The sequence below is a fragment of the Marinobacter sp. W-8 genome (assembly GCF_044342215.1).
In the GTDB taxonomy this organism is placed as follows: domain Bacteria; phylum Pseudomonadota; class Gammaproteobacteria; order Pseudomonadales; family Oleiphilaceae; genus Marinobacter; species Marinobacter nauticus.
This window is the reverse complement of record NZ_CP172297.1, coordinates 3,323,291-3,345,130: the sequence shown is the minus strand read 5'-3', so window position 1 is coordinate 3,345,130 and position 21,840 is coordinate 3,323,291. Positions and strand designations below refer to the sequence as shown.

Genomic DNA, 21,840 nt, shown 5'->3' with positions numbered 1-21,840 from the left:
GGGGGAACCAATAATGAAAACAATTCTATCCTTTCTGATCTCTGTGCTCTTGTCGCTGCCCGTGGTGGCCCAGGAGGTTAACGATGGTGACGAGCTGCTGAACAGGCCGGCGGATCGCACTTACGATATCGTTCTGGATTCCGGTTACCTGAAAGTGGGGGTATATCGGGACTTTCCTCCCTACTCCTATGAGGTGGATGGGCAGCCCCGGGGTATTGATGTGGAACTAGGGAAGCTGATTGCACAGGAAATGGGTGTGGAGTTCCGGGTGCACTGGATCATCCCGGACGAAGAGCTGGGAGATGACCTGCGCAACAACGTGTGGAAAGGCCACTACCTGGACAAGCAGCGGCTGGCGGACGTGATGATGCGGGTGCCTTACGACAAGCAGTACGCCTACATGCAGGATTCCACCGGTGAATACATCAATGAGCAGGTGGTGCTGTTCGGCCCCTACCAGCAGGAAACCTGGCAAATTGCCTATAACCCGGAAAAGCTCGATACCGTCGATACCGTGGCGGTGTTCCAGTACCACCCCATCGGTGTTGAGATTGATACCTTGCCGGATTTCTATCTGAGTTCCGCGTTGCAGGGGCGAATGCGCAACCAGGTGCGCCACTACCCCAACGTCAGGGCAGCGTTTGAAGCCATGCGCAATGGCGAGGTCAGTGCCGTTATGGGGATGCGAGCAGAAATCCACCATGAGCTGGCAAAGCCTGAGAATGAGGCCTTTATGCAGGCCCAGAATGGTTTCCCGGGGTTGATGAAGCAGGTCTGGGATGTGGGAATGGCGGTCAAGCATACCCACCGTCAGCTGGGTTATGCCATTGAGGGAATTGTTAATCGACTGGTTACCGAGGGAACCCTTAATGAGGCTTTCACCGGAATGGAGCTTGCTTACAGCGTGCCGGGCTATTACCGGGATTTCCTGAGTGAGGAAGCCATTGCGCAGGCAGAAGGCCAGAAATAGGGCGGGTCTTACTACCAAGTGATGAGAAAACCTGTCCGTGGGGGCAATTGTTGAGTTTGCGAGGTTTGCGAAAAATCAACGCAGGGTCGGGAAAACTTCCCGGTTCGGCTCGAAACTGACAACAAGAGACTTGGAGAGCGCAACCATGAGATCGAACAAATTCGGGATTCGCATTGCCGCCAGTGCACTGGCACTGGCCGTATCCTGCGGGGCCCATGCGGTAACCGATGAAGATATTCTGAAAGACGCCGAAACCACCGACGACATCGTTAGCTATGGCATGGGCCTCCAGGGCCAGCGCTTCAGCCCGCTGACGGATCTGAATACTGATAACGTAAAGCACCTGCAGCCGGTGTGGGGTTTTGCCTTTGGTGGTGAGAAAATGAGGGGGCAGGAATCCCAGCCCATGATCAAGGATGGCGTGATGTATGTAACGGCTTCCTATTCCCGTGTCTATGCCATTGATGTGAAGACCGGTGAGGAAATCTGGCAGTACGATGCCCGGCTGCCGGATGGCATCATGCCTTGCTGCGACGTGGTTAACCGGGGTGTGGCGCTGTATAACGACAAGGTGATCTTCGGCACCCTGGACGCAAAGCTGGTGGCGCTGAATAAAGACACCGGCAAGCCCATGTGGATCAAGAAAGTAGCTGATTACCAGGCAGGTTATGCCATCACAGCTGCACCACTGATTGTTAAGGGCAAAGTGATCACCGGCGTATCCGGCGGTGAATTCGGTATTGTGGGTAAGGTAGAGGCCTACGACGCTAACACTGGTGACCTGATGTGGACCCGTCCGACCGTTGAAGGCCACATGGGGTACGTCTACAAAGACGGCAAGAAAATCGAGAGCGGTATTTCTGGTGGTAAAGCCGGACAGACCTGGCCGGGCGATATGTGGAAAAATGGTGGTGCTGCAACCTGGCTGGGCGGCACCTACGATGAAGAGACCGACTCTCTGTTCTTTGGCACAGGCAACCCGGCTCCCTGGAACTCTCATCTGCGCCCGGGCGACAATCTGTTCTCGTCTTCACGCCTGGCCATTGATCCTGATGATGGCAGCATCAAGTGGCACTTCCAGACCACGCCCCATGACGGCTGGGATTACGATGGCGTAAACGAGTTGATCTCGTTTGATCTTAAGGAAAACGGCAAGACCATCAAAGCGGCGGCTACTGCTGACCGTAACGGCTTCTTCTACGTGCTTAACCGCGAGAACGGTGATTTCATTCGCGGCTTCCCGTTTGTCGACAAGATCACCTGGGCTGAAGGCCTGGATCCGGAAACCGGCCGGCCGATCTTTGCCGAGAACGGTCGCCCTGGCGATCCCTCGAACTCTGAAGCTGGCAAGGGTGAAACGGTAGTGGCCCAACCGGCCTTCCTGGGCGGCAAGAACTGGATGCCCATGGCCTACAACCCGCAAACCGAGCTCTTCTACGTGCCGTCGAACGAGTGGTCGATGGACATCTGGAACGAGCCAGTTTCCTATAAGAAGGGCGCGGCTTTCCTGGGTGCTGGCTTCACCATCAAGCCCGCGAATGAAGACTATATCGGCGTGCTCCGGGCCATGGATCCGAAAACCGGTGAGGAAGTCTGGCGCTACGAGAACCCGGCCCCTCTTTGGGGTGGCGTAATGACCACTGCGGGAGACCTGGTGTTCACAGGAACCCCGGAAGGCTACCTGAAAGCCTTTGATGCGAAGACTGGCGAAGAACTCTACAAGTTCAATACCGGTTCAGGCGTGGTTGGTACACCGGTCACCTGGACCATGGATGGCGAACAGTACGTGTCAGTCCTCTCTGGCTGGGGTGGTGCTGTACCCCTTTGGGGCGGGGAAGTGGCCAAGGTGGTCAAGGATTTCAACCAGGGTGGTATGGTCTGGACGTTCAAGCTGCCCAAGGATCGTGTTGCCGCTAAATAAGCTGAGTTGAGTGTCTCTTCGGGCTGCCTGCGGGTGGCCCTTTTTTTATCTTTGCGATTGCTGGCACCCCGGCATCTACTACCAAGGTACCAGTGGTTCCCCTCCAACGAATCATTCACGAATCAGCGTGTGGCGACTACATTGAATACGTAAACGCGAAAGGCCGCGTTGCCAAGCGACAAACACAACAAAGAGGTCAACGTCATGATCTACGCACAACCAGGTAAGGAAGGCTCCGTTGTTTCATTCAAATCCCGCTACGAGAACTACATTGGCGGTGAATGGGTAGCGCCGGTAAAAGGTCAGTATTTCGAAAATATCACGCCGGTCACCGGCGAGGTTTTCTGTGAAATTCCGCGTTCCAGCGCTGAAGACATCGAGCTGGCGCTCGACGCCGCCCACAAGGCCGCGCCGGCCTGGGGCAAAACATCCCCTACAGAGCGTTCCAACATCCTGCTTAAAATTGCTGATCGTATCGAGGCCAATCTCGAAAAGCTGGCGGTGGCGGAGACCTGGGACAACGGCAAGGCCGTTCGTGAAACCCTGAATGCCGACATCCCGCTGGCGGCCGACCACTTCCGTTACTTCGCAGGCTGCCTGCGCGCCCAGGAAGGTCACATGGGTGAGATCGACCACAACACCGTAGCTTATCATTTCCATGAACCGCTGGGCGTGGTTGGTCAGATTATCCCCTGGAACTTCCCGCTGCTGATGGCGGCCTGGAAGCTGGGCCCATGCCTGGCCGCCGGTAACTGCACCGTGCTGAAACCCGCCGAGCAGACCCCGGCCAGCATCCTGGTGCTGATGGAAATCATTGGCGACTTGCTGCCGCCGGGCGTGCTCAACATTGTCAACGGCTACGGCATCGAAGCCGGCCAGGCCCTGGCCACCAGCAAGCGTATTGCCAAGATCGCCTTCACTGGCTCCACCCCGGTTGGCTCGCACATCCTCAAGTGTGCAGCCGAAAACATTATTCCGTCCACGGTTGAGCTGGGTGGCAAGTCCCCTAACATCTATTTCTCTGATGTGATGAAGGCAGAGCCGGAGTTCATCGACAAGTGCGTGGAAGGCCTGGTGCTGGCGTTCTTCAACCAGGGCGAAGTCTGCACCTGCCCGTCACGGGCGCTGGTTCAGGAAGATATGTTCGAAGAGTTCATGCAGAAAGTGGTTGAGCGCACCAAGGCCATCAAGCGTGGCAACCCGTTGGATACCGACGTTCAGGTTGGTGCTCAGGCGTCCAAGGAACAGTTCGACAAGATCATGTCGTACATGGAAATTGGTCGTCAGGAAGGCGCGGTTGTGCTGACCGGTGGTGACCGCGAGCACCTGGAAGGCGAGTTCAACAACGGTTTCTACATCCAGCCGACCCTGTTCAAGGGCGACAACAAGATGCGGGTGTTCCAGGAAGAAATCTTTGGCCCGGTGGTGGGTGTCACCACCTTCAAAACCGAGGAAGAAGCCCTGGCCATCGCCAACGACACCGAGTTTGGTCTGGGTGCCGGCGTGTGGACCCGCGACACCAATCTTGCGTACCGCATGGGCCGCAATATCCAGGCCGGTCGGGTCTGGATGAACTGCTACCACGCATACCCTGCCCACGCGGCCTTCGGTGGTTACAAGAAGTCCGGTGTTGGCCGCGAGACCCACAAGATGGCGCTGGAACACTATCAGCAGACCAAGTGTATGTTGACCAGCTACGACACCAACCCTCTCGGATTCTTCTGATCCGGATGCGTCGGGGCTGTCTGCATCGGCCCCTTTTTCGTGTGACCGCACAAGGACGGTGCTTTTGTTGAGCCCGGCGTCTGCCGGGTGGCTCCTGCTGGAGCCCGGGATGTTTTACCACTCTCCTTAGGCCCTTCCCAGGGCCTTTTTTTATGCCATTTGTTTTTTGTAGACGACTGGTCTAAAGTGTTTTCAGGTTTTTGTAGACGAGCGGTCTAAAGTAAGCGTAATGGCAGAATCCAAGACACCCCAACGCAGGCGCGGCAGGCCACCCAAGAGCCAGAACGTCAGCTATCAGGATACCCGGCAGGCGTTGATTGAATTCGGGTTGGCAGTGCTGACCGAGAAGGGCTATTCCTATACCGGTATCGACGAAATCCTGAGGCTGGCCGGCGTACCCAAGGGGTCGTTTTATCACTACTTCGACAACAAAGAAGCGTTCGGCCGGGCGCTGATCGAAGCCTACGGTGACTTCTTTGCCCGTAAACTGGAGCGATCCTTCGCTGACGATTCCCGGCCACCGCTTTCGAGGCTGGAGGCGTTTGTTCAGGACGCCAAAGCGGGCATGAAGAAATATGACTACCGGCGAGGCTGTCTGATCGGCAATCTGGGGCAGGAAATGGCGGCCCTCCCGGAAAGTTTCCGAGAGCTTTTGAGCGATACTTTTCGGGATTGGGAAGCCCGGGTTGCCCGAGTTCTTCAGCAGGCCCGACAAGCGGGTGATATCCCGCAAAGCGCGTGCTGCGAGTCGTTAGCGCAGTTTTTCTGGATTGGCTGGGAGGGCGCTGTGCTCAGGGCCAAACTGGAGCAGTCAGCTCAGCCGCTGGATCGGTTTGCCCAAGGATTCATGGCGCTTGTACAAAGAGCCTGAGAGCTCGATACGCAAGTTCACTGATTAAACGGAGAACGGGAGGCAACATGTTCAAAGCAATTGTGATTGAAGGCAGTCGGGGTGATCAGCAGGTGGCCCTGAAGTCTGTTGACGAGACCCAGTTGCCGGAAGGCGACGTCACGGTTGAAGTGGCTTACAGCACCCTGAATTATAAGGATGCGCTGGCGATTACCGGCAAGGCGCCGATTGCCAAAACCTATCCCATGGTGCCTGGTATTGACCTCGCCGGGGTTGTGACGGAATCCGACAATCGGGATTTCAAGCCCGGCGACCAGGTCGTGCTGAACGGTTGGGGTGTGGGCGAAAAACACTGGGGCGGGCTGGCTGAGAAGGCACGCCTCTCCGGAGACTGGTTGATTCCGCTGCAAGCACCGTTTACTCCGCGCCAGGCCATGGCTATTGGCACCGCGGGTTACACCGCCATGTTATGCGTGATCGCCCTGGAGAAGCAGGGCGTCAAGCCGGATTCAGGTGACATCCTGGTAACCGGAGCAACCGGAGGTGTTGGGAGTGTGGCGGTAGCGATCCTGGCTAAACTCGGATACTCGGTGACTGCGGTAACCGGCCGGCCCGAGGAGGAAGGGTATCTTAAGTCCCTGGGGGCGAAGCAGATTCTGGATCGGGCTGAGTTGACGGAGCCCGGCAAGCCGTTGGCCCGTGAAACCTGGGCGGGGGCTATTGATGTGGCCGGCGGACAAGTGTTGGCGAATGTCTGTGCGGCCATGAAGTATCGCGGTGTTGTTGCTGCCTGCGGTCTGGCGGCAGGGATGGACTTTCCGGCTACAGTCGCTCCGTTCATTCTTCGAGGCGTGACCTTGTGCGGTGTTGATAGTGTTATGGCTCCGAAAGCTGATCGCCTGTACGCCTGGAAGCGTCTGGCCGAGGACCTGTCCCCGGAGCTCCTGGACAGCATGATTACCGAGGTGTCCTTTGACGATGCTATCGGTGCCGCCGGACAGTTGCTCGAGGGCAAGTTGCGGGGCCGCGTGGTGATTCCGGTCGCCGGTTAACCGGCGTTTTGAACAGACTGAAAACAACAGAGGATGCAGAATGTCGGACCCAAAAGAACAACCGATCAGCCGGTTTCCGGTGCCAGAGCTGGGCTCGTTGCCCAGCGACATCCGCGACCGGATTCTGAAAGTACAAGAGAAGTCGGGGTTCATTCCTAACGTCTTCCTGGCGCTGGCACATCGCCCCGACGAGTTCAGAGCGTTCTTCGATTACCACGATGCTCTGATGGAGAAGGAGAGCAACCTGACCAAGGCTGAACGCGAGATGATTGTGGTGGCGACCAGCAACCTGAATCAGTGCCAGTACTGCGTGGTAGCTCATGGCGCAATCTTGCGGATCCGGGAGAAAAACCCACTGATTGCCGATCAGGTGGCGGTGAATTATCGCAAAGCGGATATCTCCGAGCGCCAGAAGGCGATGCTGGATTTTGCCGTGAAAGTGTCGCAGTCGGCCTATGCCGTGAATGAGGACGACTTTGCCACATTGCGCGCGCACGGGTTTACCGATGAGGACGCCTGGGATATTACAGGCATCACGGCCTTCTTCGGTCTGTCCAATCGCATGGCCAATGTCACCAGCATGCGGGCTAACCCGGAATTCTATTCGCTGGGGCGCTGAGTGCAGGGGCGTTTACGCCCCTGCTGCATCTGTGGCCAGAATCCGAGCCTGTTTCTGCCGCTGTTTGGCCTGAACAATGGCGTCTACGCACTGATTCTGGTCCCGCAGAATCACAACGCACTCCAGGCACTGGATGCATTCGTCGTAGTCCACCCGGCCATCCTTGCGGATGGCGTTGATACCGCATTCGTTTTTGCAATGCTGGCAAGGCTGGCCACAGCGTTTGACCCTCTCCAGCCAACTGAACACTCGCAGTCGCCCCAGCACCGCCAGTCCTGCTCCCAGCGGGCACAGATAACGGCAGTAGAACTTGTGAACGAACAGGCTGATCGCCAGTAAGGCGAGGGCGTACATTACAAATGGCCAGTGCCTGACGAAATACAGAGTAATGCTGGTTTTGAACGGCTCCACTTCAGCCAGTTGCTCGGCCAGGGTCAGTGAAAAGAACGCGGTGGTCACAAGCCCGGCCAGTATCGGGTATTTCAACAGGATGAGCCGGCGGTGCCAGCGCTCAGGTATTTTTATCTGCCGCAATCCGAGCCGCTGACCTATCCACGCGACCAGTTCCTGGAGTGCGCCAAACGGGCAGAGCCAGCCGCAAAAAAGCCCGCGCCCCCAGATAAACAGGGTGACAAAGGTGTAGGTCCATAGAATGAATATCACCGGGTCCAGCAGAAATACGTTCAGGGAGAAGCCATCCCAGAGAGCCAGCAACAAGGTATAGATGTTTACGACCGAGAGCTGCCCCTGGGCATAAAAGCCAATAAAGAAGAGCGTGAAGAGCAGAAAGCCCCAGCGGAAGCCGTGCACCAGCCGGGGATGGCGTGTCAGGGTTTTCTGGCGCGCAAAGAACACCGTCAGTATGGTCAGGCCAGCGACCAGCAGGCTGATCTGCCACCATCGTTCTTTCCAGAGCCCAATCCAAACCGGTTGCTGGCCTTCATTAAAGTCTGGTGCCACCTCGACCGGTTCAAACAGGTCCGGGGAAAAAGTCACGGGCAGCGTGAAGCGTGCGTGGTCGGTGATCAGGTGATTTCGTGGCGCAGTGATGTCCAGATGGAACGATGCCTCGGAACCCGGGTTGAAGCCCGCATTGCCGCCGACCCGGAACAGGTTCATGGCGGCCATATCGGGTGCGCCCGGAGCCATAATCTGTTGATTCGGTTCGAGCCAGTTCAGATCCCTCATCTCGATGGCCAGCTCATTCTGATTGAGACCGATTCGGCTGGGCGTACTGCCGGGCACAAAGGCTTCGCTGACATGAGAATATACGCCTTGTGACATCACCATAATGACTTTGCCTCGATCATTCAGGCGTTCTTGAAACGCTTTGTAGCCTTCGTCGCCAAGCAGGTTTCGCCCCACCATGGGTGAATTCACATAGGCAAAATAGATCTCTGTAAATGGCTCGCCGGATGGAGGCGACAGGTCGGTTGGGTAGTCCGTCAGCGGGCGGCCCAGCTTCGCCTCCACCTCCTGCGCTGAGAGTGTCCGCTTCTGGACGTAGCCGCGGTCCAGCAGTTGTTGCCAGGTCAGAGGTTCATAATAATCTTGTCGGGCCCTTGTGGGGGCCGCCTGGGCGAACCCTTCCAGCTTGCTTCTGGCAACTTGCAAGGCGGAGGAGAGTATTGTGTCATTGATGATCAGCACAGAAACCGTGGCCTTGCTCACACCATCAAAGTAGACCTGTTGGCCACCTGTGTCGCGACTGGAACGACTGGACGCCTGAACGATGATCTGGTCTTTCAGGGACCGCCCTTCATACTGCGCCACAAATTCGTTCAGAGGTGCTTCGCCCAGGCCATGCAGAAATACAGGCTCGTGATGGTGAAGTACGTCGACGCCCGTGAATCGGCCTTTGGTGTCCAGGCCGATCATCATGGTGATCGGCTTGCCCGCGAATCCCTGCAAGGTAACAAAATCGGTTGAGACATAGGCGTAGCCCAGCAGTTCCTGGAGCTGGTACACGGGGTAGACGGGAAAGTCCGGCAACTTGTCCTCAATGACGGTTGCTGATGGAAACAGAGACTGAATGACGGCCCTGGGCTCCGGTGGCGGCTCAGCCGCGTAGGCAGAGGCTGTGAACACCAGTGAGAGCAAGAGCATCAGGCGCCCCACCATGAGAAGTCTCCTGTGATTGTTATTATTTCTCTCATGGTAGGGCAGGGCCGGTGGGGCTCAATTCAACCTCCGGGCCAAAGGTCTGCTACTTTCAGGCGGGCAAAAACGGTCCCAAAGTACCATATGGCGTGGCAGGCACTGTGATTAGCATGAAAGTGATCGTGGGCGCTTGCCTGCGGTGCCCATAAATGCCAAGCACTAACAATCATGACAAGAGGTGAGCATCATGTGGACCAAGCCAGCTTATGAAGACCTTCGCATCGGTTTTGAAGTGACTATGTACTTCGCTAACCGCTGAGCCACGAATAGCCAGCCCCCGGGCTGGCTATTTGCGTTCTGCTCGGGAGGTTGCCATGCAGATTCGAATTCTGGGTTCAGGGGCCGGGGGCGGTTTTCCCCAGTGGAACTGTAACTGCCGGAATTGTGCCGGTTTTCGGGCCGGTACCCTGAATGCCCGTGCCCGGACCCAGTCATCCATTGCCATCAGCGACGATGGAGAGCGTTGGATTCTTTTCAATGCCTCACCGGATATCCGGGCCCAGCTTGCGGACTTTCCAGCCATGCAGCCGGGGCGTTCGCTACGCGACACCGGAATCTCGGCCATCGTCCTGATGGACAGTCAGGTTGATCACACCACCGGATTGCTGTCACTGCGGGAAGGGCTGCCGCTGGACGTTTGGTGTACTTCGCAGGTGCACAGCGATCTGTCCACCGGCTTCCCGCTGTTCGAGATGCTCCGGCACTGGAATGGCGGCCTGAATTGGCAAGCCATTGAGCCGAACGAAGATACGGCGTTCACCATACCGTGCGCGCCAACTCTGGCGCTAACGGCTATTCCGCTCCTGAGTAACGCTCCGCCTTATTCTCCAAGGCGAGACCAGCCTCACCCTGGCGACAATATTGGCCTATTCATTGAAGACTCCGCCAGTGGTCAGAGCGTTCTATACGCGCCCGGCCTGGGGCAGCCGGATGACCGGATCAAAGCCTGGATGGCCCGAGCTGACGTGCTGTTGGTAGATGGTACCGTTTGGCATGATGATGAAATGATCCGCCAGGAAGTCGGCACCAAAACCGGTCAACAGATGGGGCATCTCGCGCAGGCCGGGCCGGGTGGCATGATTGAGCTGCTGGACACATTGCCGGGCGCGCGCAAGATCCTCATTCACATCAACAATACCAATCCCATCCTTGATGAGGCCTCGCCAGAGCGCGCTGAGCTTGCGGCGCATGGTATCGAGGTGGCGTGGGATGGCATGCACATACACCTGTGAGGTCTGCCATGAACGCACAAGTTACGCCTGCCCTGCATCGGGACGATTTCGAGGCCGCGCTGCGTGCCAAGGGCGGCTACTACCATATCCATCATCCATTCCATCGGGCCATGTACAGCGGTGGATGCACACCTGCCCAGATCCGGGGGTGGGTGGCAAATCGCTATTACTATCAGATCAACATCCCCCAGAAGGATGCGGCCATCATGGCGAATTGCCCGGATGCCAGCGTTCGTCGTCTGTGGTTGCAGCGTATTCTGGATCACGACGGTCATGATGACGATGCCGGAGGCATTGAGGCCTGGTTGCTTCTGGCCGAAGCTGTGGGCCTGACGCGAGAGGAGGTGATTGATCAGCGGCACGTGTTACCGGGTGTCCGTTTTGCGGTCGATGCCTACCTCAACTTTGCCCGTCGGGCCACATGGCAGGAGGCTGCCTGTTCCTCGCTGACCGAGCTGTTCGCGCCGGAGATTCATCAGTCTCGTCTGGACAGCTGGCCAGATCATTATCCCTGGATTGAGGCGGAGGGTTATCGGTATTTCCGCAAGCGCCTCTCTGAAGCGCGCCGGGATGTGGAGCATGGTCTGAGTATTACGCTGGATCATTTTGTCTCGGCCGCGGACCAGCAGCGTGCGTTCGAGATCCTGCAATTCAAACTCGATATTCTCTGGACCATGCTGGATGCCATGACCATGGCGTATGTTCACGAGACACCGCCCTATCATACAGTGACAGATCAGCCGGTGTGGCATCGTGGTCTGTAAGGAGGTAACCATGGCTCAGGTCCCCCGCTTGCGTCGAGGTTTCCGGTTTCAGTGGGAGCCGGCACAGCAAAGTCACGTTCTGTTGTATCCGGAGGGCATGGTCAAGCTTAATGGCAGCGCCGGTGCCATACTGGCGGAAGTGAACGGTTCTCGCACCAGTACCGAGATTGTCGAACTTCTGGAGCGGGCGTTTCCGGAGGCTGGTCCCCTGTCAGCCGACGTCGAGGACTTTCTCGCCGAGGCAACCCGTCAACACTGGATTGAATGGCTATGAGTGGTGAACACGAAACGGTTGGTCACCCGCTCTGGCTGCTTGCTGAGTTGACCTACCGCTGCCCGCTCCAATGCCCGTATTGTTCCAATCCGCTGGATTATGCCGATCAGGCGCATGAGCTTTCGACGCGCCAGTGGCTGGAAGTGCTGAAGCAAGGCCGGGCAATGGGGGCCGCCCAGCTGGGCTTTTCCGGTGGCGAGCCCCTGGTGCGGCAAGACCTGCCGGAGTTGATCGCCGGTGCCCGGGGCATGGGTTACTACACCAACCTGATCACATCGGGCCTGGGACTGACGGAGGCGAAGGTTCAGGATTTTGCCGAGGCAGGGCTGGATCATATTCAGGTCAGCTTTCAGGCATCGGATCCTGAGCTCAACAATGCGCTGGCTGGCTCCAGAAAGGCCTTTGATCAGAAGCTGGCCATGGCGAGGGCGGTCAAGGCGGCGGGCTATCCGATGGTGCTCAACTTTGTGATCCATCGTCACAACATTCATCAAATGCCTGACATTCTTGCGTTGTGTGAGAAGCTGGGAGCCGATTATGTTGAGCTGGCCACTTGCCAATACTACGGGTGGGCGTTTGCCAACCGGGAAGGGCTGATGCCCTCGAGAGATCAATTGGTAACGGCTGAGGCCGCCGTGAATCGCTACCGCACTGATCTGCTTGCGCGGGACCATCCGATGAAGGTGATCTTCGTAACCCCAGATTACTACGAAGAACGTCCAAAAGCCTGTATGAATGGCTGGGGCAGCCTGTTCCTGACCGTTGCCCCTGACGGAACGGCGCTGCCTTGTCACAGCGCCCGGCTTCTGCCGATTGAGTTTCCCAATGTGACCGAGCAGTCGCTGGAGGATATCTGGTATCGCAGTCCCGGGTTCAATCATTACCGTGGTGACCTCTGGATGCCTGAACCCTGCCGTTCCTGTGACGAAAAAGGCAAGGATTTCGGGGGGTGCCGCTGTCAGGCTTACCTGTTGACCGGGAACGCCGACAATGCCGATCCGGTTTGCGGAAAGTCACCACATCACGACCGGATCCTGGCCGCCCGAACGGCAGCCGATCACGCGACGGCTGGTCTGGAGGATCTGATCTACCGAAACGCCCGGAATTCCCGTGTCATTTGCCGGGGATGAAATCCTGTCGGCCCGCACGGCGTGTCTTGAAACTCAGCAGTTTTCGGAACTGAAAGCCGACGGCGGGCTAGTGTACTGGCTGGCTTCTGAGCCCGGCTCCGGGCGTGTAAACCTGTGGCGCTTTGACGGCGAGCGGACACGAAGAATCGAGACCGGTAACGGTGTCGGCAGTCGCCTGAACGGATACGGTGGCGGTGCCTTTGCGGTGATGGGGCGATTCATATGCTGGGTGGCAGAGGATCAGAGTCTCTGGCAGCTGGATCTTGGAACGGGCGTTCGGCTCAGCCTGGTCGCTCCCTCCGGGGCACGGTGGGGAGGGCTGGTGGCAGACCCCCACCGGCAGCGCTGGTTGGCCGTACGAGAATACGGCGATCAACAGGCCCTGGTGGCGATTGACTCGTCTGGACAGATTGCGGTGCTCGACGACCGTTTTGACTTCTACAGCGCGGCGGCGCTCAGTCCGGACGGCAAGGCCTTGGCCTGGGTCAGTTGGCAGCTCCCGGACATGCCTTGGGATAGGTCCATGTTGTGTCTGGCGCGGCTTGGTGCCAACGGCGATGTGCGGGATGCGCTGGTTGCGGAACCGCCGGGAGGCGGGTCTGTCCAGCAGCCCCAGTTCGATGATAGCCAGCTCTGGGTTCAGTCAGATCACCTTGGCTGGTGGCAGCCGTTTCGGGTGGATCGAAATCACCACTCGTTGCGTTGGACCGCAGGAACTGAGGTCATGGCCGATCACGCCAATGCGCCCTGGCAGCTCGGGGAGCGGCATAGTTGCCCCCTGTCTGGCGGGGGGTGGGGGCTGGTCCGTTATGTCAGGGGGTGGGCCGAACTCTGGATTGATCGAGACGGCCGGCGTCGCCGGGTGGCATCGTCTTACTCGGATTTCCGGTGGCTGTCTGCGTGGAGTAATAGCCTCGTTTGTCTGGCCCGACGACCGGATAGCGCGGATCACATTCTCAGGATTGATCCGGACACCGGAAGGGAGGAGGTATTGAGTGCGGCCACTTCACCGATCGCAGAACGCGACTGGGTCTGGCCGGAGACGGTGTGCCTGCCTCCAGATGACCAGTTTTCGTTCGAGCTGCAAAGCTTTCTGTACCAACCGGCAAAGCCAGCCAAGGCCTCACCGCTCATCATCCTGGCCCATGGCGGACCGACCTCGGCTGCCTACGCTACCTTCAATGCCCAGATACAGTTCTGGTGTCAGCACGGGTTTGCGGTAGCGGACGTGAATTACACCGGCAGCACCGGTTTTGGTCGGGCATATCGTCAGGCGCTGGCTGGCAACTGGGGACGAGCCGATGTTGCCGATGTTGTAAGGGTGAAACATGCGCTTGGCGCCAGCCGCGGGATAGACCCTGAGCGGGTGTTTATCCAGGGGCGCAGTTCCGGTGGCTATACCGCGCTGATGGCAGCCATGCAGCCGGGACAGTTATTTCGTGGTCTCGGCAGTGTGTTTGGCGTGACCGAACCGTTGAAGCTGAAGGCAGCCACCCATCGGTTTGAGTCGGGCTATCTTGACTGGTTGTTGGGCCCACCGGGTTCTCGATGTGTTAACTGGCGTTCCCGGACACCGGCCCTCCAGGCAGGCCGGATTGCGTGTCCGGCGCTGTTTTTTCAGGGCGGAAAGGACCGGGTGGTGGTGCCGGAGCAAACCCGGGAAATGGTGGCGGCTCTCAGAGCGGCAGGCCAGTGCGCCGAAATGGTCTGGTTTGATGAGGAGGGGCACGGTTTCCGTTCCCCGGAGAATCAGGTCACGATGCTGGACACACTATGGCGCTTCTATCGCAGACTGGCAGAGTGAGCCGGCCTTAGCCAAAAGGCCGATGAAGCGCTCGCCAAGTTGCGTTAATATGTCAGTTACTCCTATAACAACAACCGTACGCGTCAGGCCCCATGAGTTACGACATTTCTGCTTTGCGAAAGTTTGTCTCTCCGGAGATCGTGTTCGGCGCGGGATCACGCCGATCGGTGGCCAATTTTGCCAGCAATTTCGGGGCGCGCCACGTGTTTCTTGTCTCGGACCCCGGTGTCCAGGCTGCCGGGTGGGTTGGTGAGATTGAAACGCTCCTGAAAGAAGCCGGCCTGGCCTGTACCACTTACACCGCAGTTTCCCCCAATCCCAAGGTGGATGAGGTGATGGCGGGCGCCGAGCAGTACCGGTCGAATGACTGTGACGTTATCGTCGCCATTGGCGGAGGCAGCCCGATGGACTGTGCCAAGGGCATCGGTATTGTCGCCACGCACGGTCGGAGCATTCTGGAGTTCGAAGGGGTGGATACCATCACCAATCCCCCTCCGCCCTTGATACTGATTCCGACGACGGCGGGAACCTCTGCCGACGTATCCCAGTTTGCGATCATTTCGGACCCCAATCGGCGCTTCAAGTTTTCCATTATCAGCAAGGCGGTCGTGCCGGATGTCTCTCTGATTGATCCGGAAGTCACGGAAACCATGGGTGCTTATCTGACCGCCTGCACCGGGGTGGATGCGCTGGTTCACGCCATTGAAGCATTTGTGTCTACCGGCAGCGGACCGCTCACCGACACGCACGCTCTCGAAGCCATCCGACTGATCAACCGGAACCTGGAGCCATTGGTTGCCAACCCGGCGGATCCGGTATTGCGCGAGCAGATCATGCTGGCCTCCATGCAGGCGGGCCTGGCCTTTTCAAATGCCATTCTTGGGGCAGTACACGCCATGTCGCATAGCCTTGGGGGCTTCCTGGACCTGCCCCACGGATTGTGCAACGCGCTATTGCTGGAGCACGTGGTGGCCTACAACTTCCCGTTTGCCGAAGACCGCTTCCGGCGTGTGGCGGAGGCGATGGATATTGATACCCGGGGAATGAGTAATGCCCAGGTCAAAAAACACCTGATGGCCCGTATTGTTGCGCTCAAGAAAACCGTCGGCCTCGAAGCCCGGTTGAAAGAGCTGGGTGTGACGACATCGGATATCCCCTATCTTTCAGGCTATGCATTAAAGGACCCCTGCATACTGACCAACCCAAGGAAGTCGTCGCTTCGGGATGTTCAGGTGGTTTATGAAGAAGCCCTCTGAATCGTCTGACAGTGGTTTTGGCGTTGGTGATCTGCTGGGACTTGGCAGTCAGTCGGTGCGTAAGAATTATTATCCGGCCTTGCAGGAACGTATTGAGGAATTGGAGCGGGAGCGCAACCGTTACAAATGGCTGTTCGAAAACGCGCTGCATGGCATTTTTCAGGCCAATCTGCGGGGTGGTTTTCTGGCCTGCAACCCGGCGATGGCGCGGATTTGCGGATACGACAGCCCTGAACAGCTTCAGCACCGGATGATCCGGCTTCGCGAACAGCTTTTTTTCAGCGCCGCAGAGTTTGATGTCATTCGCCAGGAATTGCTGGATTACGGCAGCCTTAGCGCGCGGGAGGCCCGTTTTCGTCGGGCCGATCAGTCGGCCGTCCATGTCGCCGTGACCATGCTGCGGCGGCCAGACCTCGGGCCTGAAGTGGTGGAAGCCTTTGTTGCTGATATCACTGACCGCGTTCAGGCCCGGGAAAAGCTCGAACAGCTCAACGCAGAACTGGAACGCCGGGTGGAGGAACGCACTGAAGCGTTGCAGAACGCCAACGTGGACCTCCGCTATCAGATTGAAGAGCGCGAGAAAGTTGAGCAGGAGTTGGTGATCGCTGTCGATGCCGCCAAAGATGCAAACCGGAGCAAAGACAAGTATCTGGCCGCCGCGAGTCACGATTTACTTCAGCCGTTGAATGCCGCCCGGCTCATGATCTCGGCGTTGCAGGACAGCACCCTGCCCGATGCCGAACGCCGGATGGTGCACCAGGCCCACCGTGCTCTGGAAGGCGCAGAGGATCTTCTGGCCGATTTGCTGGACATCTCCAAGCTGGATCAGCAGGCGATGAAGCCCGATCTGGTGTATACCGACGCCGATGAGCTGGCGCGCAGTCTCGGCAGCGAGTTTGAGGCCGTGGCGGCCAACGCAGGGCTTGGTTTTCGGGTCCGTTCTTCACCGGCCATGGTGCGCACGGATCAACGTATGCTCACCCGTATTCTTCGAAACCTGCTCAGCAATGCTTTCCGTTACACGCGGTCCGGTGGTGTGATGCTGGCGGTGCGTGTGCGGGATGATGACGTTCGGCTCGAAGTCTGGGATACCGGCGTCGGGATTGATGCCGCCAAGCTCGATGAAATCTTTACCGAGTTTCATCAGATCCTGCCGCAGGGAGGCGGTGGCAGGCAAGGGGTTGGCCTTGGGCTGGCCATTGTCGAGCGTATGGTTCGGGTTCTGGGCTATCGGATTGACGTGGCGTCAAGACCCGGGCTTGGCTCTCGCTTCACCGTAACGCTGCCACGCGTTCCCGTGCCAACGTTGCAGGCCTTCGCGAAGCCTGCCCCGGCCGTGTCGACAGACCGCGGTTTTGAGGGAGCTCCGGTTCTGGTCATTGATAACGAGCCAGCCGTCCTTGAGAGCATGGCGATGCTTCTCAGTCGATGGGGGTGTGTCGTGATTACGGCCGGTGGCCGGGATCATGCCCTGGCCCGACTGGATGAATCCGGCTTGACTCCGAGAGCCGTGCTTGCGGATTACCATCTCGATGATGGCCAGACCGGTTTTGATGCCATTCACTCGGTGCGGCGACATCTGGCGATGGACCTGCCCGGGGCCATCATTACGGCTGATCGCAGTGACGAGACGCGGGCATTGTTACGAGCCCAGTATCTTCCTGTATTGAATAAACCGGTCAAGCCCAACCGCCTGCGTGCATTGCTGACCAGCCTGATTGCCTCGTCGTCGTTCTGACGCTGTAAGACCGTCTTACAGACTCCCGTGCATTCCAGCCGCAATACTTCCTGAAGCCGGTTTTCCCCCGGCCACGATAGACAATCTTCACGATGCTCCGGTTGAGCCGGTCAACATTGGTGGCGATGGCGACCTTTACGCCCCGGATCGGATAATGGCCGTCTTGAGTGGTCATGACATTTCCCTCTTAAAAAGCCTTTCCTGACCCGAGCGTTCGGCAATGATGAGGGCAATCAGTATGAGGCGCAGACCGCCGACTTTGGCAATTGCCAGAGCCCGGTGCCTGAGAGCGACTACACTTATCGCTGAGTGCTTTCAGGAGGGACATGTCATGACCACTCAAGACGGCCATCTTACTAACCACGAAGTCACCATCTGCCTTGCCGGTGGTGCCGTGCTGGGTCCGTTCAATGCCACCTGGAGCCAGGACTCCGGCGGTGATGTGCGAGAACTGGTGCGCGAGTACGATGCCTTTCTGCAGGGCGAGAAGCAGAGCCGCTTCAAGTTTCACCTGCACGACACCTACACCAATACCGTGCACACACTGATTCTGAATTTTGAGCAGGTGACCGGCATCTGCGACCATGTCCGCCTGAAATCCCATGGTAACGGCACGTGAGGGCCGCTGTGGGAAGCTATCGAGCGTGACATAAGGAGGATGTAATGACCGAGTTCAGAACTGAAAAAGACAGCCTGGGTGAGGTCCGGGTGCCGGCAAAAGCGCTCTGGGGCGCGCAGACCCAGCGTGCGGTGGACAATTTCCCGGTCAGCGGGCAGCCGATGCCGCCCGAATTCATTGCCTCTGTGGTTCAGGTCAAACGTGCGGCGGCCCAGGCCAACGCGTCACTGGGCTTGCTGGAGCCGGAACTGCGTGATGCCATTTGTGACGCCTGCGACCGGTTGCTGAAAGGGGAACATGCGGATCAGTTTCCGGTGGACCGTTACCAGACCGGCTCCGGCACCAGCACCAACATGAACGTGAACGAGGTGATCGCGGCTCTGGCGGGCGAGCAGGGCGTGGAGGTTAATCCCAATGATCACGTCAACATGAGCCAGAGTTCCAACGACGTGATCCCGACCGCGATCCATGTCAGCGCTGTGCTGGCAGTGAAAAGCCGGCTGCTGCCGGCGCTGTCGCATCTCCGGGGAGTGATCTACGGCCGGGAGGCTGAACTGTCCGGGCAGGTGAAGACCGGGCGCACTCATCTGATGGATGCCATGCCGGTGACACTTGGCCAGGAGCTCAGAACCTGGCGGGAGCAGGTCGCGGCGACCGAGCTGCGTCTTGAACGGGCCATGGAGGATCTGGCGGCATTACCCCAGGGCGGTACTGCCGTGGGTACCGGGGTGAATGCGGCGTCGGAGTTTGCTGGCCAGTTTGTGAAGTTTCTGAAGCAGAATACGGGCTATCCGTTCCGGTCGCTGGAGCACAAGTTTCTGGGGCAGAGTGCGGTTGATGCACCTGTGGCACTATCTGCCCAGTTTCGTGGTGTGGCCGTGGTGCTCACAAAAATCGCCAATGATCTGCGCTGGATGAACAGTGGCCCGATCCATGGTCTGGCGGAAATCAGCCTGCCGGCCTTGCAGCCGGGCAGCAGCATCATGCCTGGTAAGGTGAATCCGGTGATACCGGAATCGGTGGCGATGGTGAGTGCCCAGGTGACCGGGCTGGATGCGGCTGTCGCCATGGCGGGCCAGTCCGGCAACTTCCAGTTGAATGTGATGCTACCACTGGTGGGCGCAAATCTGCTGGATATGTGCGGGTTGCTGGCCAATGCCTCGAACCTGCTGGCGGACAAGGCCCTGCAAGGGTTCACCGTTAATACCGAAAACCTGAACGCTGGGGTGGGTCGAAACCCGGTTCTGGTGACGGCATTGAACCCTGAAATCGGCTACGCCCTGGCCGCGGATATTGCCAAAGAGGCATACCGTAGCGGGCGCCCGGTTATCGACGTTGCCGAGGAGCGGAGCGGATTGAGCCGCAAACGGCTTGAGGAACTGATGGACCCGCTCAAGCTGACCCGGGGTGGCCTGACCTGATCTGGCCGGCTGTTAACAGGGGAAAGCAGAGTGCTGTTGTCGCTTGAGTTGTTTGTCATGCTGGTGCTGGCCAACGGGTCTCCGGTGGTTGTGGCGCGGTTGTTTCATCAGCATGGCAGCTGGCCCCTCGATGGTGGCCGGCTGTGGCGCGATGGCCGACCGCTGCTGGGGTCCAGCAAAACCTGGCGCGGGTTGGTATCCGGCGTTCTGACCTGCGCTCTGTTCGCCCTGTGGGTGGGGCTGGGCTGGCTGTTCGGGGCGCTGTTTGCGTTGCTGTCGCTGTGGGGCGATATGCTCAGCAGTTTTACCAAGCGCCGTATGGGACTGGCTTCCAGCGCCCGGGCGGTCTGGTTGGATCAGCTGCCCGAGGCGATGTTACCCATGGTGCTGGCCTGGTACTGGCTGTCGCTGCCATTGTGGGAAGCTATGGCGATTGCCCTTCTGTTCGCACTGTCCAATATGCTGTTCTCTCCGCTGTTTTTCCGCCTGGGTATTCGTAAACAGCCACACTGAACTCAAGGCCCGCGGGTGAGGGTGTGAATGGTCACTTCCGGAGGGCAGTTCAGGCGCACATTCAAGACCGAAGTGCCGGCTCCTGGTGAGGTGTAGCCTTGCATGCCGTTCACCTGCCAGAGCCCGCGGCCAAGGCGCCTCGGGCAATCGGAATCGAGCGTCAGCGGGATGCCACCAGGCAAACAGAGCTGCCCACCGTGGGTGTGGCCGCAGAGGAACAGGTCGTAACCGGCGTGGGCGGCTTCCCGCCAGATCTCCGGCGTGTGGCTGAGCAACAGGCTGATCCCCCCTGCTGGTATGTCGTCGCCGGCCCGGTGCAGGTTGTGAACCTTGTAATAATGGGCATCGTCCACGCCAGCCAGGTACAGGCGGCTGTCGCCCCGCTCCAGCGGTACCATTTCATTCATCAGTAGCCGATAGCCCATGTCTTCAAGAGCCGGCACCATTCGTACACTGTCGTGGTTGCCCAGCACGGCATAGGCGTCGCCGTGAATGGCCTGGCGCAGTCTGGCCATACCGTCCAGAGCATCGTCTACAGGGCCCCAGGTGCGTTGGCGGTAATCGCCGGTCAGAACGCACAGATCGTAATCCAGCGGGGCGATTTGCCGTATAACTGCCTGCAGGTTGGCTTCGTCCATATCGACATGCAGGTCGGTCAGGTGAAGGATGCGGAAGCCCTCGAAGGCCGAAGGGAGATCGGGCAACACGAAGGTGTTGTGCTCGGTGGTGAGTTTCAAACTGTTGGCCTGAGCCCGCCGTAGCAGGCCCACGGCCTTCAGGCAGAAACGAATCAGTTTCGGAGCGTTGGTCAGGTTTTCCAGATGGAACGAGCGCTTGTCCCGCCCGAACACCCGGGCTTCGGTTTCCCGCTCAATGCCGAGGCGTTGACGGGCATGGACGGGCCCGAGCCTCAGGCTCAGGCGGTAGTGGAGCAGCTCGTCCTGATCTTCCGATACGCGAACCCTTGCGGTCATGCTGTTATCCCTGATGCCGAGCGGAACCTTATCAGTGGTTCCTGTCTTAATTATGGTTGTTGCCCTGGGTAGTGCAAATTACAGGTGCTGATTTGGCTTTTCAGTATTGAGACGCCACAATCAGTGATCATTCGACGATGTATAGTGTACGGAGTGGCCCATGACCGATGCATGTAATCTGCCCGGCCTGAGTGTTCCCAGGAGTCGTTTCCCGGACCCTGAACAGGATCTGCCTGAAGCCGCCGGAGAGTCCCGGCTCGTGCTGGCGGGCGGCTGTTTCTGGTGTGTGGAAGCGGTCTTTCTGGCGGTTGACGGTGTTCAACGTGTGACCTCCGGTTATGCTGGCGGTGAGGCCAGTACCGCGAACTACGAGGCGGTCTGTACCGGGAAAACCGGGCATGCCGAAGTCATCGAGGTTTACTACGATCCGGAACGGGTCAGCTTCGGCCAACTGCTGAAGCTGTTTTTCTCGGTGGCCCATGATCCCACCCAGCTCAACCGACAGGGTAACGATGTCGGCAGCCAGTATCGCTCCGCGATATTCTATGAGACCCCAGAGCAGCACGATGTAGCCGAGGCGTATATCCGCCAGTTGGATGCCGCCGGCGTGTATCCGGATCGCATCGTGACTACCCTGGAACCCCTTGAAGCCTTTTATCCGGCCGAGGAGCACCACCAGAACTTTGCCGCCCGTAATCCCTGGCAACCGTACATCATGGCGGTAGCGGCACCAAAAATGGAAAAACTGGCCAACACCTGGCCCGAACAGCTGAAGCCCGAATTCAGCAAAGACGACCCGGACCAGGCTTGAGGAGGCA

General features: G+C 58.4%; 20 protein-coding genes. 18 read left to right on the top strand and 2 right to left on the bottom strand.

Features of this window, described 5'->3' with window-relative positions:
* The first annotated feature begins 13 nt into the window (after window positions 1-13).
* The 6 genes from ACF8YQ_RS15590 to ACF8YQ_RS15565 all read left to right on the top strand — a co-directional run bounded on the left by ACF8YQ_RS15590 (window position 14) and on the right by ACF8YQ_RS15565 (window position 7,137).
* Window positions 14-970 (top strand): substrate-binding periplasmic protein, encoded by a 957-nt coding sequence (locus ACF8YQ_RS15590; protein ID WP_396621922.1) that lies wholly within the window; start codon window positions 14-16, stop codon window positions 968-970.
* 145 nt (window positions 971-1,115) lie between these two features.
* Entirely contained in the window at window positions 1,116-2,891 is a 1,776-nt protein-coding gene (locus tag ACF8YQ_RS15585; RefSeq protein WP_114334585.1) for a PQQ-dependent methanol/ethanol family dehydrogenase, read from the top strand.
* Between the two features lie 204 nt (window positions 2,892-3,095).
* Window positions 3,096-4,616, top strand: coding sequence for an aldehyde dehydrogenase family protein (locus ACF8YQ_RS15580; protein ID WP_058341837.1), 1,521 nt, complete (start codon window positions 3,096-3,098; stop codon window positions 4,614-4,616).
* 229 nt (window positions 4,617-4,845) lie between these two features.
* On the top strand, window positions 4,846-5,487 hold the full coding sequence (locus ACF8YQ_RS15575) for a TetR/AcrR family transcriptional regulator (protein ID WP_121207676.1): 642 nt from the start codon (window positions 4,846-4,848) through the stop codon (window positions 5,485-5,487).
* A gap of 47 nt (window positions 5,488-5,534) precedes the next feature.
* On the top strand, window positions 5,535-6,518 hold the full coding sequence (locus tag ACF8YQ_RS15570; RefSeq protein WP_396621921.1) for an MDR family oxidoreductase: 984 nt from the start codon (window positions 5,535-5,537) through the stop codon (window positions 6,516-6,518).
* 40 nt (window positions 6,519-6,558) lie between these two features.
* A complete protein-coding gene (locus ACF8YQ_RS15565; protein ID WP_014422652.1) occupies window positions 6,559-7,137 on the top strand; it encodes a peroxidase-related enzyme in 579 nt (192 codons plus the stop codon).
* A 12-nt stretch (window positions 7,138-7,149) separates the two neighbouring features.
* On the opposite strand, the gene ACF8YQ_RS15560 is transcribed toward ACF8YQ_RS15565, so the two are convergent.
* Window positions 7,150-9,258, bottom strand: coding sequence for a 4Fe-4S binding protein (locus ACF8YQ_RS15560; RefSeq protein WP_396621920.1), 2,109 nt, complete (start codon window positions 9,256-9,258; stop codon window positions 7,150-7,152).
* Between the two features lie 226 nt (window positions 9,259-9,484).
* Here ACF8YQ_RS15560 and pqqA point away from each other — a divergent pair, with 226 nt between their 5' ends.
* The 11 genes from pqqA to ACF8YQ_RS15505 all read left to right on the top strand — a co-directional run bounded on the left by pqqA (window position 9,485) and on the right by ACF8YQ_RS15505 (window position 20,048).
* Window positions 9,485-9,556 (top strand): pyrroloquinoline quinone precursor peptide PqqA, encoded by a 72-nt coding sequence (pqqA, locus tag ACF8YQ_RS15555; protein WP_007153157.1) that lies wholly within the window; start codon window positions 9,485-9,487, stop codon window positions 9,554-9,556.
* A 55-nt stretch (window positions 9,557-9,611) separates the two neighbouring features.
* The gene (gene pqqB, locus ACF8YQ_RS15550) at window positions 9,612-10,529 is read left to right on the top strand and encodes a pyrroloquinoline quinone biosynthesis protein PqqB (protein WP_396621919.1); all 918 of its coding nucleotides are present in this window, start codon (window positions 9,612-9,614) and stop codon (window positions 10,527-10,529) included.
* 8 nt (window positions 10,530-10,537) lie between these two features.
* Complete coding sequence (pqqC, locus tag ACF8YQ_RS15545; RefSeq protein ID WP_114433881.1) at window positions 10,538-11,293, top strand: pyrroloquinoline-quinone synthase PqqC; 756 nt, start codon at window positions 10,538-10,540, stop codon at window positions 11,291-11,293.
* 10 nt (window positions 11,294-11,303) lie between these two features.
* Window positions 11,304-11,567, top strand: coding sequence for a pyrroloquinoline quinone biosynthesis peptide chaperone PqqD (gene pqqD / locus ACF8YQ_RS15540; protein ID WP_023009649.1), 264 nt, complete (start codon window positions 11,304-11,306; stop codon window positions 11,565-11,567).
* Window positions 11,564-12,697: a pyrroloquinoline quinone biosynthesis protein PqqE gene (gene pqqE, locus ACF8YQ_RS15535; protein ID WP_396621918.1), complete on the top strand. Its 1,134-nt coding sequence runs from the start codon at window positions 11,564-11,566 to the stop codon at window positions 12,695-12,697. The genes pqqD and pqqE overlap by 4 nt, the downstream gene beginning before the upstream one ends.
* On the top strand, window positions 12,678-14,501 hold the full coding sequence (locus ACF8YQ_RS15530) for a prolyl oligopeptidase family serine peptidase (protein WP_396621917.1): 1,824 nt from the start codon (window positions 12,678-12,680) through the stop codon (window positions 14,499-14,501). The genes pqqE and ACF8YQ_RS15530 overlap by 20 nt, the downstream gene beginning before the upstream one ends.
* Before the next feature lie 92 nt (window positions 14,502-14,593).
* The gene (ercA, locus tag ACF8YQ_RS15525) at window positions 14,594-15,757 is read left to right on the top strand and encodes an alcohol dehydrogenase-like regulatory protein ErcA (RefSeq protein WP_014422645.1); all 1,164 of its coding nucleotides are present in this window, start codon (window positions 14,594-14,596) and stop codon (window positions 15,755-15,757) included.
* A complete protein-coding gene (locus ACF8YQ_RS15520) occupies window positions 15,741-17,495 on the top strand; it encodes an ATP-binding protein (protein WP_396621916.1) in 1,755 nt (584 codons plus the stop codon). The genes ercA and ACF8YQ_RS15520 overlap by 17 nt, the downstream gene beginning before the upstream one ends.
* Before the next feature lie 331 nt (window positions 17,496-17,826).
* On the top strand, window positions 17,827-18,114 hold the full coding sequence (locus tag ACF8YQ_RS15515) for a hypothetical protein (RefSeq protein ID WP_014422636.1): 288 nt from the start codon (window positions 17,827-17,829) through the stop codon (window positions 18,112-18,114).
* Window positions 18,115-18,158: 44 nt separating this feature from the next.
* Window positions 18,159-19,535 (top strand): class II fumarate hydratase, encoded by a 1,377-nt coding sequence (locus tag ACF8YQ_RS15510; RefSeq protein ID WP_396621915.1) that lies wholly within the window; start codon window positions 18,159-18,161, stop codon window positions 19,533-19,535.
* Window positions 19,536-19,565: 30 nt separating this feature from the next.
* Window positions 19,566-20,048 (top strand): CDP-archaeol synthase, encoded by a 483-nt coding sequence (locus ACF8YQ_RS15505; protein ID WP_396621914.1) that lies wholly within the window; start codon window positions 19,566-19,568, stop codon window positions 20,046-20,048.
* A gap of 2 nt (window positions 20,049-20,050) precedes the next feature.
* Here the strand turns inward: ACF8YQ_RS15505 and ACF8YQ_RS15500 are convergent, their stop codons facing one another.
* Window positions 20,051-21,022 carry a metallophosphoesterase gene (locus ACF8YQ_RS15500; protein WP_222448684.1) on the bottom strand — a complete coding sequence of 324 codons (972 nt, stop codon included), beginning with the start codon at window positions 21,020-21,022 and terminating at the stop codon, window positions 20,051-20,053.
* A 160-nt stretch (window positions 21,023-21,182) separates the two neighbouring features.
* Here ACF8YQ_RS15500 and msrA point away from each other — a divergent pair, with 160 nt between their 5' ends.
* Window positions 21,183-21,833, top strand: a complete 651-nt coding sequence (gene msrA / locus ACF8YQ_RS15495; protein WP_396621913.1) for a peptide-methionine (S)-S-oxide reductase MsrA — start codon at window positions 21,183-21,185, stop codon at window positions 21,831-21,833.
* Window positions 21,834-21,840: the final 7 nt, after the last annotated feature.

Bases quoted from the DNA above. Each gene is read 5' to 3' on its own strand.
- ACF8YQ_RS15590 (WP_396621922.1), top strand. From the start codon at position 14: ATGAAAACAATTCTATCCTTTCTGATCTCTGTGCTCTTGTCGCTGCCC.
- ACF8YQ_RS15585 (WP_114334585.1), top strand. From the start codon at position 1,116: ATGAGATCGAACAAATTCGGGATTCGCATTGCCGCCAGTGCACTGGCA.
- ACF8YQ_RS15580 (WP_058341837.1), top strand. From the start codon at position 3,096: ATGATCTACGCACAACCAGGTAAGGAAGGCTCCGTTGTTTCATTCAAA.
- ACF8YQ_RS15575 (WP_121207676.1), top strand. From the start codon at position 4,846: ATGGCAGAATCCAAGACACCCCAACGCAGGCGCGGCAGGCCACCCAAG.
- ACF8YQ_RS15570 (WP_396621921.1), top strand. From the start codon at position 5,535: ATGTTCAAAGCAATTGTGATTGAAGGCAGTCGGGGTGATCAGCAGGTG.
- ACF8YQ_RS15565 (WP_014422652.1), top strand. From the start codon at position 6,559: ATGTCGGACCCAAAAGAACAACCGATCAGCCGGTTTCCGGTGCCAGAG.
- ACF8YQ_RS15560 (WP_396621920.1), bottom strand. From the start codon at position 9,258: ATGGTGGGGCGCCTGATGCTCTTGCTCTCACTGGTGTTCACAGCCTCT.
- pqqB (WP_396621919.1), top strand. From the start codon at position 9,612: ATGCAGATTCGAATTCTGGGTTCAGGGGCCGGGGGCGGTTTTCCCCAG.
- pqqC (WP_114433881.1), top strand. From the start codon at position 10,538: ATGAACGCACAAGTTACGCCTGCCCTGCATCGGGACGATTTCGAGGCC.
- pqqD (WP_023009649.1), top strand. From the start codon at position 11,304: ATGGCTCAGGTCCCCCGCTTGCGTCGAGGTTTCCGGTTTCAGTGGGAG.
- pqqE (WP_396621918.1), top strand. From the start codon at position 11,564: ATGAGTGGTGAACACGAAACGGTTGGTCACCCGCTCTGGCTGCTTGCT.
- ercA (WP_014422645.1), top strand. From the start codon at position 14,594: ATGAGTTACGACATTTCTGCTTTGCGAAAGTTTGTCTCTCCGGAGATC.
- ACF8YQ_RS15520 (WP_396621916.1), top strand. From the start codon at position 15,741: ATGAAGAAGCCCTCTGAATCGTCTGACAGTGGTTTTGGCGTTGGTGAT.
- ACF8YQ_RS15515 (WP_014422636.1), top strand. From the start codon at position 17,827: ATGACCACTCAAGACGGCCATCTTACTAACCACGAAGTCACCATCTGC.
- ACF8YQ_RS15510 (WP_396621915.1), top strand. From the start codon at position 18,159: ATGACCGAGTTCAGAACTGAAAAAGACAGCCTGGGTGAGGTCCGGGTG.
- ACF8YQ_RS15500 (WP_222448684.1), bottom strand. From the start codon at position 21,022: ATGACCGCAAGGGTTCGCGTATCGGAAGATCAGGACGAGCTGCTCCAC.
- msrA (WP_396621913.1), top strand. From the start codon at position 21,183: ATGACCGATGCATGTAATCTGCCCGGCCTGAGTGTTCCCAGGAGTCGT.